Annotated in this window: 12 protein-coding genes; 6 read left to right on the plus strand and 6 right to left on the minus strand. The window is 44.7% G+C overall.

Annotated elements, in window-relative coordinates; all coding sequences use genetic code 11:
- Window positions 1-82: 82 nt before the first annotated feature.
- Window positions 83-250, minus strand: a complete 168-nt coding sequence (locus tag BMW94_RS08380; RefSeq protein WP_175480626.1) for a hypothetical protein — start codon at window positions 248-250, stop codon at window positions 83-85.
- Window positions 251-636: 386 nt separating this feature from the next.
- On the opposite strand from BMW94_RS08380, the gene BMW94_RS08385 reads away from it, so the two are divergent.
- The 4 genes from BMW94_RS08385 to BMW94_RS08400 all read left to right on the plus strand — a co-directional run bounded on the left by BMW94_RS08385 (window position 637) and on the right by BMW94_RS08400 (window position 6879).
- Complete coding sequence (locus tag BMW94_RS08385) at window positions 637-2094, plus strand: glycoside hydrolase family 1 protein (RefSeq protein WP_062325655.1); 1458 nt, start codon at window positions 637-639, stop codon at window positions 2092-2094.
- Between the two features lie 248 nt (window positions 2095-2342).
- The gene (locus tag BMW94_RS08390) at window positions 2343-3767 is read left to right on the plus strand and encodes a glycoside hydrolase family 1 protein (RefSeq protein WP_090996897.1); all 1425 of its coding nucleotides are present in this window, start codon (window positions 2343-2345) and stop codon (window positions 3765-3767) included.
- Between the two features lie 233 nt (window positions 3768-4000).
- Complete coding sequence (licT, locus tag BMW94_RS08395; protein ID WP_053781440.1) at window positions 4001-4852, plus strand: BglG family transcription antiterminator LicT; 852 nt, start codon at window positions 4001-4003, stop codon at window positions 4850-4852.
- 128 nt (window positions 4853-4980) lie between these two features.
- Window positions 4981-6879 (plus strand): beta-glucoside-specific PTS transporter subunit IIABC, encoded by a 1899-nt coding sequence (locus BMW94_RS08400; RefSeq protein WP_090996900.1) that lies wholly within the window; start codon window positions 4981-4983, stop codon window positions 6877-6879.
- A 104-nt stretch (window positions 6880-6983) separates the two neighbouring features.
- Here the strand turns inward: BMW94_RS08400 and BMW94_RS08405 are convergent, their stop codons facing one another.
- Window positions 6984-7877, minus strand: coding sequence for a LysR family transcriptional regulator (locus BMW94_RS08405; RefSeq protein ID WP_090996903.1), 894 nt, complete (start codon window positions 7875-7877; stop codon window positions 6984-6986).
- 178 nt (window positions 7878-8055) lie between these two features.
- Here BMW94_RS08405 and BMW94_RS08410 point away from each other — a divergent pair, with 178 nt between their 5' ends.
- Entirely contained in the window at window positions 8056-8640 is a 585-nt protein-coding gene (locus BMW94_RS08410) for an ankyrin repeat domain-containing protein (protein WP_090997107.1), read from the plus strand.
- A complete protein-coding gene (locus BMW94_RS08415; protein WP_090996908.1) occupies window positions 8637-9983 on the plus strand; it encodes a uracil/xanthine transporter in 1347 nt (448 codons plus the stop codon). Before BMW94_RS08410 ends, BMW94_RS08415 begins: the two co-directional genes overlap by 4 nt.
- 68 nt (window positions 9984-10051) lie before the next feature.
- Here the strand turns inward: BMW94_RS08415 and BMW94_RS08420 are convergent, their stop codons facing one another.
- From BMW94_RS08420 to BMW94_RS08435, 4 genes are all read right to left on the minus strand, one after another.
- Window positions 10052-10429: a PilZ domain-containing protein gene (locus tag BMW94_RS08420; protein ID WP_090996911.1), complete on the minus strand. Its 378-nt coding sequence runs from the start codon at window positions 10427-10429 to the stop codon at window positions 10052-10054.
- 119 nt (window positions 10430-10548) lie between these two features.
- A complete protein-coding gene (locus tag BMW94_RS08425) occupies window positions 10549-11634 on the minus strand; it encodes an alpha/beta hydrolase family protein (RefSeq protein WP_254790174.1) in 1086 nt (361 codons plus the stop codon).
- On the minus strand, window positions 11607-12296 hold the full coding sequence (locus BMW94_RS08430) for a GNAT family N-acetyltransferase (RefSeq protein ID WP_090996917.1): 690 nt from the start codon (window positions 12294-12296) through the stop codon (window positions 11607-11609). The genes BMW94_RS08425 and BMW94_RS08430 overlap by 28 nt, the downstream gene beginning before the upstream one ends.
- On the minus strand, window positions 12293-13105 hold the full coding sequence (locus BMW94_RS08435) for a MerR family transcriptional regulator (RefSeq protein ID WP_090996920.1): 813 nt from the start codon (window positions 13103-13105) through the stop codon (window positions 12293-12295). Before BMW94_RS08435 ends, BMW94_RS08430 begins: the two co-directional genes overlap by 4 nt.
- Window positions 13106-13131 lie beyond the last annotated feature (26 nt).

Consider the following 13131-nt stretch of genomic DNA (forward strand, 5'->3'; position numbering starts at 1 on the left):
AAAAGAACCCCGGCAATGATCTGTGAAAGGTCATTGCGCGGGGTTCTGTTCATGCACAGCAAGCACTGTGACAGTGAGTGTATCATTTGAACTGAACGGATTTCTTTATGTCGTCGATCTCGGCCTTTGTAGTATCATCCAAATAGGTGAAGATGAAGTTGAATGCATAACCTTCAATAATAGTGCTGTAGTAATCTTGCGTAATGGTTGAACCATTGCCCGCATCCATCGTAATTTGCATCAGATCCATCTCTTTGCCACCGATGGTTTCGGTTTTGTTGAAAATGTGCAGGATGGGGTTTCCAGCAGATATTAGCAAGTTTCTTTTGGTGTGAAAAGGCCGATGCCTCGATAACGTCTAAAGTGGTCAGCGAGTGCTATTAAAGCGGAAAGTTGATTTTGCAAAATAGATATGTTACGCTTACATTACAAGAGAAAAACAACCGAATACACAATAACATCTTTTGATGGATTGTAACTGTGCAGACAGGCAAAACCTAAACTGATGGTGAAATGAAGGCTCTTTTTTTGCGAGCTATTTTACCTTGAGTTTAGGTTTTTCTTGTTTTTTGGCGTGAAATACAGCCGCTGTATTCGGGAAAAACCCAAATAAAATTCGAAAAGAGGTTGTTCGTTATGACCACGGCAAAAAAAGGATTCCCCGAAAACTTCCTGTGGGGAGGCGCTACAGCTGCCAACCAATTAGAAGGTGCATTCGATAAGGACGGCAAAGGTCTCTCTACTGCGGATATGATTGCGCATGTTCCCAAAGAGAAGCGTACAGGTGGACATGCCATGGAAATCTCCTCTACACGAATTGAAGAGATCCTTTCCGGCAAAATTGAAGAACGTTTCCCTAAACGTTTTGGTATTGATTTCTATCATCACTATAAAGAAGATATCGCTTTGTTTGCTGAGATGGGCTTCAAAGTGTTCCGTTTGTCCATTCACTGGGCACGTATTTTCCCAAACGGTTACGATCAAGAGCCGAACGAAGCTGGCTTGAAATTCTATGACGACGTCTTTGATGAACTGTTGAAATACGGCATTGAACCACTGGTAACTTTGTCTCACTACGAAACACCGCTGGGTCTGACACAGAAATACAATGGTTGGGCAGGTCGTGAAGTGATTGGGCACTATGTGAGATATGCAGAGACTGTGTTCAACCGTTATAAAAATAAAGTGAAATACTGGTTGACGTTTAATGAAATCAACGTGATGCTGTTTAGCCCATACACAGGCGGCGGTATCCTGATCGATAAAGTGGACAACCAACTGCAAACGACATATCAAGCGCTGCATCACCAATTTGTAGCTAGTGCACTGGTAACCAAGCTTGCACATGAGATTATTCCTGGTTCCCAAGTGGGGTGTATGCTCGCTCGTATGGAAACGTACCCGGCGACTTGTAATCCGGTAGATGTTCGTCTAGCGCAACATGAGAATCAGATAAACCTCTTCTTCACAGATATGCATGCTCGTGGTCAATACCCGAACTATATGGCTCGTTATTTTGAAGAAAACAACATCGTAATTCAGAAAGAAGCAGGCGATGATGAGATCTTGCTGAACAATACGGTTGATTTCATTTCCTTCAGCTACTACATGTCCGTAACCAAATCTGCATCTGCAGACAAAGAAGAAACAACAGGTAACCTGACTGGCGGCGTGAAAAACCCTTATCTGGAAGCTTCCGACTGGGGCTGGGAGATCGATCCGATCGGTCTGCGCGTAACGTTGAATAACTTCTGGGATCGCTACCAGAAACCATTGTTCATCGTAGAAAATGGTCTGGGTGCGTATGATCGTGTGGAAGAGGATGGTTCCATTCATGACTCCTATCGTGTGGACTACCTGAAGAAACACATCGAACAAATGAAAGAAGCGATCAAAGACGGTGTGGATCTGATTGGATTTACAGCATGGGGCCCAATTGACCTCGTGAGCATGTCTACTTCCGAAATGTCCAAACGTTATGGATTCATCTACGTGGATTTGGATGACGAAGGTAACGGAACTCTCAAACGTTCGAAGAAAGATTCCTTCGACTGGTACAAAAACGTAATCGCCAGCAATGGTGAACAATTATAATCTGATCTGATTCCTGTATCTTGAACCCGGATCGCTGTAAGTAATTAGGCTATTCGCGGATTGTTACCGCATAAAGCGGGCAAAACCCAACATAAAGCAGGCCATCGGTGATCATCTGATCTGTAGCCCTTTAGTTGGCGCGTTGTCCGCTTTTTGATGTGGAACTGGTCGAGACAAGTGCTTACGGGCATAGGGTCAGCTGTTTTAACAAAGAATGAATATAACGTAACCAGAGAGGAATGACAGATATGACAACACCATTTCCGAAGGATTTTCTATGGGGCGGCGCAGTCGCAGCCAATCAGCTCGAAGGAGCCTACAACACAGATGGCAAAGGCCTGTCTGTTCAGGATGTAATGCCGCATGGGATTACGACGCCAAGAACGGAAGGACCGACAGAGGATAACTTGAAATTGATCGGTATCGATTTCTACAACCGTTACAAAGAGGATGTTAAGCTGTTTGCTGAAATGGGCTTCAAAGTATTCCGTACATCCATTGCCTGGTCCCGTATTTTTCCTAAAGGTGATGAATTGGAGCCGAATGAAAAAGGTCTGCAGTTCTATGATGACCTGTTTGACGAGTGCCACAAATACGGGATTGAACCCCTCGTAACGATCTCTCATTATGAGACACCACTGCATTTGTCCAAAACGTATGACGGCTGGGTTAACCGTAAAATGATTGATTTCTACGAGCGCTACGTAACCGTCCTGTTTAATCGTTTCAAAGGCAAAGTAAAATACTGGCTGACGTTTAATGAAATTAACTCCATTCTGGAAGAACCATTCATGAGTGGCGGCATCTTCACGCCAAAAGCAGAACTATCCAAGCAGGATCTGTACCAGGCGATCCACCACGAGCTGGTGGCAAGTGCGCTGGCGGTTAAGCTGGGTCATGAGATTATGCCTGAAGCCAAAATTGGCTGTATGGTGCTCAGTATGCCAACCTATCCATTGACACCAAATCCGGATGATGTGGTAGCTGCAATGCATGCAGAACAGCGCAATGACATCTTTGCCGATATTCATGCACGTGGTTATTATCCGAAATACATCAATCGTTACTTCAAAGCGAATAATATCAACATCAAGTTTGAAGATGGCGATGCTGAAATTCTGAAACATACGGTGGACTTTATCTCGTTTAGTTACTATGTAAGTATTTGTGAAACAGGTGACCCACAGAAGCGTGTTGAAGGCAAAGGGAATCTTTTTGCAGGTGTACAGAACCCTTACCTCAAAGCAAGTGAATGGGGCTGGCAGATTGACCCGCAAGGCTTGCGCGTAACGCTCAATAAATACTGGGACCGTTATCAAAAACCACTGTTTATTGTCGAAAATGGTTTGGGTGCAGCAGATGAGCTGATCACAGACGAAAATGGCAATAAAACGGTCAATGATGATTACCGGATTCAATACCTGAATGATCACTTGCTACAAGTAGGCGAAGCGATTGAAGACGGCGTTGAAGTTATGGGTTATACCTCATGGGGCTGCATCGATCTGGTGAGTGCATCCACAGCAGAGATGAAAAAACGTTACGGCTTCATCTACGTCGATCGCAATAACGATGGATCGGGTACCCTGGATCGTTACAAGAAAAAATCATTCCATTGGTACAAAGAAGTTATTGGTACAAACGGCGCAAGTCTAAAATCCGACAACCATTAATTTCTAGTTCCAAAGACATATGTGGTAGCATCTTCTTGTGTCATATTCAAACACATTAACCGCTTTCACAAAAACATTGTCAGATGGATAATTATATGGTAAGATGGGCCTAAGGCTAATGAATACTGGATTGTTACTGTTCAATCAGGCAAAACCAGAAGCGGGGCATATGTTTTATGACCTGCTTTGGTTTTGCCTTTTACTACTTTGACGGTGCAAGGTGATGTGAAGAAATGAAAATTGAGAAGGTGCTGAACAACAACGTAGTTACTGTGATTGATCCAGGAGGAAACGAACTGGTCGTCATGGGACGGGGCATAGCCTTCAAAAAGCATACTGGTGAAACGATAGACGACAGTCTGGTCGAAAAAATATTCTCATTGGAAAGCAAGGAAGTATCGCAGAAACTGAAAACGCTTCTGTCTGATATTCCAGTTGAATATGTTGAATGCTCGGATGAGATTATCCGTTATGCCGAGACCGTGTTGGGTGAGAAGCTTCATGAAAGCATCTACATTTCACTTACGGATCATATTCATTTTGCCATTGACCGGCATCGTCAAGGCTTGCAGATTCGTAACGCATTATTCTGGGAGATCAAGCGCATGTACCGCAAGGAATATGCCATTGGGCTCAAGGCGCTTCAGATTATTGAAGAAACATTGGGTGTTCTGCTTCCCGAAGACGAATGCGCATTCATCGCAATGCATCTGGTCAATGCCCAGATGAACGGTGAGATGAGAGAAACCATCAGTATTACGAATATCGTAAAAGACATACTCAACATTGTACGACGCAGCTTTGTCATTGAGCTGGATGAGGATTCGCTGAGTTATTATCGATTCCTGACACATTTGAAGTTCTTTGCTCAGCGTGTATTACACGGTACAGCGATTGAAGACAAGGAAGCAGATAATCCGCTTCATGACCTGGTGAGCAAACAATATCCTGAGGCACATGCTTGTGCTTGTAAGATTAACGACTATACTCGCAAGATCTATAGCCGGGTCTTATCCAAGGAAGAAATCCTATATCTGACCATTCATATTGAACGAGTTGTCAGAACTGAACAAACAATCGAATAATTTGGGATTGTTACTGCAAAAAAGGCAAAACCTAAACGTTGAATAATGATAAGCTGAAACTGCTTTGTCATTATTCAGTGTTTAGGTTTTTTTTTAACCTTCATTACACATAAAAGGAGCAAAACACAATGGATAAACAACAATTGTCCAAGGATATTCTGAAGCTTGTTGGTGGCGAAGAGAACATCGATCAAGTCACACACTGTATGACAAGACTCCGGTTTAACCTGAATGACAACAAAAAAGCGGACAAAGCGACGCTGAAAAATACACCTGGCGTTATGGGCGTTATGGAAAATGGCGGACAGTTCCAGGTTATCATCGGTAACGATGTACCTATCGTGTATAATGCACTGGTAGGCAACATGTCCAAATCACCAACCGCAGATAATGCATCATCAGGTGCTTCAACTGGAGAAAAGAAAAAGAGAAATCCAATAAGTGCGCTGTTCGACTTCATCTCAGGTATGTTTACACCAATTCTGCCTGCGATTACGGGTGCAGGTATGATCAAAGGGATCGTGGCCATCCTTGTCGCAGTTGGATGGTTGTCCGATACCAGCTCGACCTACATCATTTTGTCTGCAATCGGTGACGGTGCCTTCTACTTCCTGCCAATCATTCTGGCGATTAGTGCTGCACGTAAGCTGGGTAGTAATATGTATATTGCTGCGGCGCTTGCTGCCGGTATTATGCACCCGACCATTACAGCATTGCTGGCCGATGGTCACAACTCATCGTTTATGGGGATTACAGTCATAGCGGCAACGTATTCTTCTACAGTTATTCCGATTGTACTGGCCGTTTGGATTGCTTCATATGTAGAGAAAGCCGTTGATCGTGTTATACATGCTTCACTTAAGTTACTCATTGTTCCAACAGTTACCCTGTTAATTATGGTTCCACTGACGTTGATGACCGTTGGACCGCTCGGTACTGTTCTTGGTAACGGTTTGTCTGGTGGTATTTCATGGTTGTTCGACAACATGTCCATCTTCGCAAGTATTCTGATTGGTGGTACGATGTCACTTCTGATCATTACAGGTATGCACTATGCGTTGTTGCCAATCGTTGTAGGTTCAATGACAACACTGGGTTACGACTTTATTATTCCACTGATGTTTGCAGCTAACTTGGCACAAGGTGGTGCAGCATTTGGTGTGGGTCTCAGATCGAAAAATGCTAAAACCAAATCGCTTGCTTATTCCACAGGTCTTACGGCTATTATGGGGATCACGGAACCAGCGATGTATGGTATTAACATGAAGTTCAAAAAACCATTTATCGCAGCTCTCAGCGGGGGTGCTATTGCTGGTGCATTTATGGGGATCTTCAATGTTAAATCGTATGTTATTACAGGACTTGCGGGTCTGCCGAGTATCGCGGCATTTGTCAGTCCAGCAATTAGCACATTGATTTATGCTCTGGTTGGTGGTTTGATTGCCATCGTAGCAGCAGCAATCATTACGTATATCTTGGGCTTCCAAGAAGAAAATGCATCGGAGCCAGTAGCTGAGCCTGCAACACCAGCAGCAACGACTTCTGCTACTGCTGTTGAAGAAACTAAAGCACTGGATCAAGACGTATTCAGCCCAATTACTGGTGAAGTTAAACCATTGAGCGAAGTTCCAGACCCAGCATTCTCCGAAGAGATTATGGGTAAAGGGTTTGCGATTCAGCCGTCGGAAGGCCGTGTGGTTTCTCCAATTAACGGAACCGTATTCTCGTTGTCGAAGAGTGGACACGCTATTGGCTTGGTAAGTGACAATGGCGCTGAGATGCTCATTCACATCGGGATTGATACCGTGAAACTGAAAGGTCAATTCTTCTCCCCTAAAGTTCAAGCAGGAGCGAAGGTTGCCGTTGGTGATGTGCTGATGGAATTTGACCGGGAAGAAATCGAAAAAGCCGGTTACACAACGATTACACCGGTCATCATTACGAACATGCATCAATATCATTCAATTGAGTCTGCCGGACGTACAACGATTAAGGAAAAAGAATTGTTGTTTACGGCAAAAGCTTAACGAACACCAAAAAGCAGCAGTCTTTCCGGATGGAATTATTCCGGCAAGGCTGCTGCTTTTTTAGTATATGGGCAATATTCTTCATGGCTAATATCGGCTGGATGCTAAACCGAGCGAGAAGGTAGCAGCTCCTGAACCAATTGCACAAAGTGCTGCGCGGGCTTGGACAGGTGGCGATTGCGATGCCACACAAGCGCAGAATCTACGGTAGACTGCGTATCCTGAATACGATAAACATGAAAAGGATGCTCATGATAAAGCTGCAAAACCGTATGAGGCACGATCGAGCTTGCAAAACCGAGTCGTACAAGTTCCAACAACATGTTAATATCCGAGCATTCGCCCGTAATCGAAGGATTCACATGATGCTCACGGAATTTCTGCAATATCAGTTCGAACATCCCGAGTCCTTCCGTACTGGGAAGCAAGAGAGGGATGTCGGCCAGCTTTTGAAAATAAATCCCGCTCTCATCCGCTGACCCCAGCGGTGTGGAGGAAATATAGAAGAGAGCTTCCTGCGGTAGATGCAGCACTTCATATTGTTCTGTTTTGACAGGCATCCGTACACAGGCAAGCTCGATTTTGCCTTCACCCAAGAGCTGGCAGAGCTGTGCAGATTCATTTTGCTGAATTTTATAGGTTACCTGAGGGTGTGTTGTCCGAAACTGCTGGAGCGCCTGAGGGATCAAACGATCTGAAATGGTATTAATTCCAAGCGACAGCTTGCCCCGAATGCCATACCTGAAGCTTTGCATTTCCATGACGGCTTCCTCCATGTATTTGGTCATTGTGACCGCATAATCATAGAAGCTTCGACCCGCCTGTGTCAGCTCCATGCTGCGTCCTTTGCGTTCAAACAAAGCCACGCCGAGCTCGTCTTCCATCAGCTTGAGCTGTTGGCTTAGAGGAGGCTGAGCCATGTGTAATCTGCGCGCTGCCGCCGTGATCTGTCTCTCCTCGGCAATCGCGATGAAATAGCGACATTGTTTGATATCCACGTGTGTTCTCCTCTGCGATATGTTTTTCATATGGGAAACCAACAAAACATGTATTTTTATTATACTTCCATCCTATGTTACCATACATAAGATTTAAACACTGCAAATCACACATGTTGATTATGATCTATCGAATATATGCCGTGAGGATGACGACGAATTGGAGGGTGAAGGTGCGATGCTGAAAACAATACATGCAGCTGCTGAAGCTGGACATACAGATGATGTGCTGCGGTTTATCGCACAAGGAACCGGAGTGAATGACCGGGATGCGCGAGGACGGACGCCTCTGATGGCCGCGGTATATGGCAACAAGCCAGAGACGGCAAGTATGCTTATTGAAGCGGGAGCGGATGTGAACATCCAGGATCAACGACTGGACAACATGCTGCTGTATGCCAGTGCGGAAGGTTTGCTTAAAATGGTCGAACTGGCTATAAAAGCAGGTGCCGATACCCGGATTACGAATCGGTTTGGGGGCACAGCTCTGATTCCTGCTTCAGATCGAGGTCATGTCGATATTGTGGAGATCCTTCTGAAATGCACGGATGTGGATGTGAACCATATCAACAATCTGGGCTGGACAGCTTTGCTGGAAGCGGTCATTCTGGGGGATGGCGGCACTCGCCATCAGCAGATCGTAGCATTGCTTTTGCAATATGGTGCCGATCCTTCCATTGCAGACAGGGACGGCGTTACAGCACTTGCGCATGCCCAGAGGCATCATTATATAGAAATGGAGCGAATGTTAACCCAATCATGAACAGACATCAAGAGCAATCTTTGCAAAATAATTTAAAGGGTGCGTCATCGCTTGCATTGGCAGGCATTCAGTGGTTTTTCTTCCTGTTTACCAACACAGTGGTGGTGCCGTTATCCATCGGACACAATTTTCAGCTTTCACCGGAGGCTATTGCCGCGTCGATGCAGCATGCCTTTTTGCTTACCGGGGCTGTGTGTATATTACAGGCATTCTTCGGCCATCGTTATGCCGTGATGGATGGTCCCTCGGGGTTATGGTGGGGGCTGACGCTAAGCTTAACGGCCTCGGCTTCATCGGCAGGAATGAGTTTGGAACGTATTGGTGGAGGACTGGCTGCGGGTTTCCTGTTAGCGGGTCTGACGATGATGATCCTTGGCGGACTTGGAGCGGCGCATGTGCTTCAGAAGCTGTTCACACCAATGGTCAAGAGTGCGATGTTATTTCTGATGACGATTCAATTGACCATGAATTTCTTCAAAGGCATGGTTGGATACACCGAGTTTGGCACATTCAACCTGCCTGTAGCGGCGTTGTCCGTTGCTATTGCGTTTCTTGTGGCCTTAATCCAGCTTAAGGGAAAAGGCAAGCTCGGCAACTATTCCATCCTGATTGGCATCGTGACGGGGTGGATTGTCTACAGCTTTGTGTTCCCTGGACAGCATGCAGGAGCATCAGGTCAACAGGATTTAAGCCTGTTTTCTTGGTTTCCATGGGGGACGCCGAAGTGGGAGCCGGGAATCGTCATCACAGCTTTTTTTGTTGGGATGGTGAATATGACGAACTCCATCACCACGTTAAGCTCGGTCGAAAAAATATATGGAGTGCAAACGACCAGCCAACAATATAAACGATCATACATGCTCACGGGACTATTCACCATGTTATCTGCGTGTGTAGGTGTACTGCCGTTCGGATTATTTGCTTCTTCAATCGGATTCCTGGAGAGCACCCGCATTCTGAAACGGGCTGCGTTTGTTGTTGGAGCAGGCATGTTATGTATATTGGGACTTACACCTTCCGTGACAGCCTTTTTCGCACAAATCCCTCCCAGTGTAGGGAGCGCCGTGCTATTTGTAGCCTATTTGCAAATGTTTGGTACAGCCCTAAGAACACTTGAAGGCACCACCTTTAATTCCAAAACCATCTATCGTGTGGCGCTGCCGGTTCTTACAGGTGTTGCAGTAATGAATATCCCTGCTGAAGCTTTTCATGCTCTGCCTATGTATCTCGTTCCGATTATTAGCAATGGACTCGTCATTGGAGTCATGGTTTCACTTTTGCTCGAAACCACAATAGATTGGTCCAAGATGGACAATACAACTACGGCTACCAAAGCAGCCTGAATACCTGAAATATTGAAACAGTCCGGTTCATCGGGCTGTTTTTTTTGTTGGATTGGTAGCTCTCCCGGTTACTTCACCATAATTTTGCCTTGCCCCGCAAGCATTCGCATTTCTCTGGATAAACGTTCATGATTGCCTTGCTGGATCTCCAGCTGTACGCCGTAGTGCCATCGGTTATCCTCTTCTTTGCCCCAGCGCAGCGTTCCTTCCAAATACAACGGGTCTTCAAAAAGCAGCAAGTTCATGCCGATTCGGATGTTATTGGACTCCACATGCAGATTTAACGGAAATGTAAGCTGACAGCCAGATCGGCTGATATCGCATAATTCAGCTTGAATGGGTTTGGGTGGTGCTAAGGCGCCGTTAATGCTGAGTATAAAAATTTCGAACATTATCGGTTCCTTTAAAGTATAGCGAAAAGGTTCTCTTCTAAGGTTGATAGCCATGGTTTCCTCCACAAAATCAAAAAAGTCAGTTATGATTATATCGTCATTTTTGCTAAAAAAATGAAGAGATTAACCTTGTTTGCTAACACCTTCAGTTTCTTCGGATTTTCAGGAAAAAATTAATCGATTGGGAACCGGAAATGTTCAACAAACAGTTGATCAACTGCGTGAATAGAGTTCAAGAATTGAACAATATCATCCAAATACTGTGCGTCCATTAGTCTTCGTGGCGAGAACAAGGCGGTTGCATAGGTTTTGAACGTAGAATGCACCAGTGAAGAGGGCAGCATCGAATGATCAGCATCCGGTAGTTTAGTTACACTGAGCAGTGATTGTGGAATCATCTGACGATATACGCGTTCTGTCTCTTGAACATCGACATTAATATCTTTATCTCCAAGCACAAGATGAACAGGGCTATGAAACGAAGCTAGCCCATCTGTGGCATCCGATTCCACATTGTTGACGATAAACGTCCAGCGCTCCTTGGAAATGAGCTGCTCCTTATTAGCCATGTACATGTATTCATCATAGGTGGCCTTGTTTCGAATCAACTGCAGAACCTGGTCATTATAGAGCTGCTTTGCAGTGATCTCTTCCTCGGTATATCCCTTCTGGAGCATTTCCTGCTGGGTGTTGTATCTGCCCTGTGTAATCCAGTTGATGGCGGGGGAAACCAAAATGCTAAATGCAATATCCGGATCTTGTTTCACGACGTTTGGAATGACCCATCCAGCCTGGCTGGCACCCCACAAACCAATTCGATCTTGATCAATAGAGGGTTCTTTTCTGGCCCATTCAATGGCGGTTAAGACATCCTGTGCACGATCCTCCATGGTCTGGTCAAGCCAGTTTCCCGAGGAACCGCCAACACCAGGTTTATCCAACGAGAGGGAGGCATACCCCGCCATGGCAAGCTTTTCCCACAAAGGTCGGTATCCACCGTCATAACTGGCATTAATTGGACCATCTCCATGTACAAAAACGACAAGGCCAACCTGATCTGAATGATGTTTGGGCAGTGTGAGTATACCCGTTAATTGTCCATGTGCGGTTGGAATGGTGATGCGTGTTTCTTTCATGTTGAATGTGTTCTGAATGAGCACTACGGACACAATGAACAGAATAATGATCAGCGCAGTTATCAGCCATCTAAAAAATGGCAGTGTGAAAAATCTTAATCTAGGGGATGAATGTTTGAACAATGGAATACCTCCTCGATGTCTGAGATAGGGCTGATCATGAAAATCCATTCAGGTTCACGGAACAGGAAGTTTCTGAAAGGGCTGGTGTGTGATGATTTCCCTCTGAAGTTCATTTGATTATAAAGATGAATGGCTGGCGTGTTTTTGCTGGATACGTGCAAAGATATATATTTACAATGGAGATGTTGGTTTGCGAATTGCTGAGCTGTAATCAGCAACTGTCTGGCAATCCCACGCTTTCGGTGACTTGAAGCTACAGCTAAATGCTCAATATAACATTCGTGTGGACTTGGCTTATATTCCAGGGCAATCATTCCGACCATAAACATGCAGACATTGCGTAGTCCGTATTGCTTGCAAAGCTTAAGGAGTGGAATGTGATGGATATCCTTTTTTATCTGTAGGTTTTTTTTGGGGCACCATTTCAGGCCTAGAACCCCGACAACCTGGTTTCCATCCATAGCAATGAACTGCCTACCGGAGGGTGAGTTTCCCTGCTCAACCCATATAGCGCCAAGTAAGTCAACTATTTCAGTTGGGGCCAGCCGAACAAGAGCCTCAAACTTGGCTGCAAAAGAATGGACTATTAACGTTCGGACAGCCAGTTGATGTTGACTTTGATTATCATAGTCCACAATTTTAATTGGAGTCGTGAGGTTCATAATGGGTTCCTTTCTTTCACTTTAGGAGGAGTGACCTCAATTCTGGCCTGAATCTCATAGTGTAATTGATCAGTTCCTAACATGGAGAGATAGGACTTTTCAATCAAAATTATAGGGTCTACCAGCACGTAAGTGGCTTGAAATGCGTATTCCTTAAGGTGATGAATTTCCAGGGCAATATTTTCTTCGGATGTCACTGTGAATGATCTGGTTAGATACAACCCTTTTTCAACAAAAGAATCGCTGGTATCACTAGAAGACGGTACACAGACTGAAACCTTCTCTAAGGTATACAAGTAGTGTAAATCAATTTCAAACAATGCAGGTTGATCCGTACGATGCTGATACAGTGCACGGGCATGCAAAGATTCGTTTGGTTGGATGATGATCCAAGTGGTGAAATGCCGAACAGGAATTTCCTTTATCTCATATATGGGTATACACTGATCCTGCTGGGATTGGCTGATCCATTCCTGCTGTTCCTGCAATATGCCTTGAATGAATTGTTTCATATGCATTAACGAATCAATCTGTGATTGTACAGCTTGAAGTGAATCCGTTAATAATCGGTTATAGTCATCTGCGGAATAGGAGAGCATGCACTCTTTGATTTGCTGAACAGGGACATTCAACTTGCGCAATAAAAGAATGTGAGAAAGCTGGTAGATCTCATCCATTCCATACATACGGTAGTGGTTGGTATCCACATATGCCGGGAAAAGTATTTCTTTTTCCTCAAAGTATCGAATTTGATGGATTGAAACATGCATTAATTTGGATAATTCGCTAATCGTAATGTATTTGTTCATTAAGCTGGCTCCTGTCTGCTTGAATG

The sequence above is a fragment of the Paenibacillus sp. OK003 genome (genome assembly GCF_900109515.1).
Taxonomy (GTDB): Bacteria; Bacillota; Bacilli; order Paenibacillales; family Paenibacillaceae; genus Paenibacillus; species Paenibacillus marchantiae.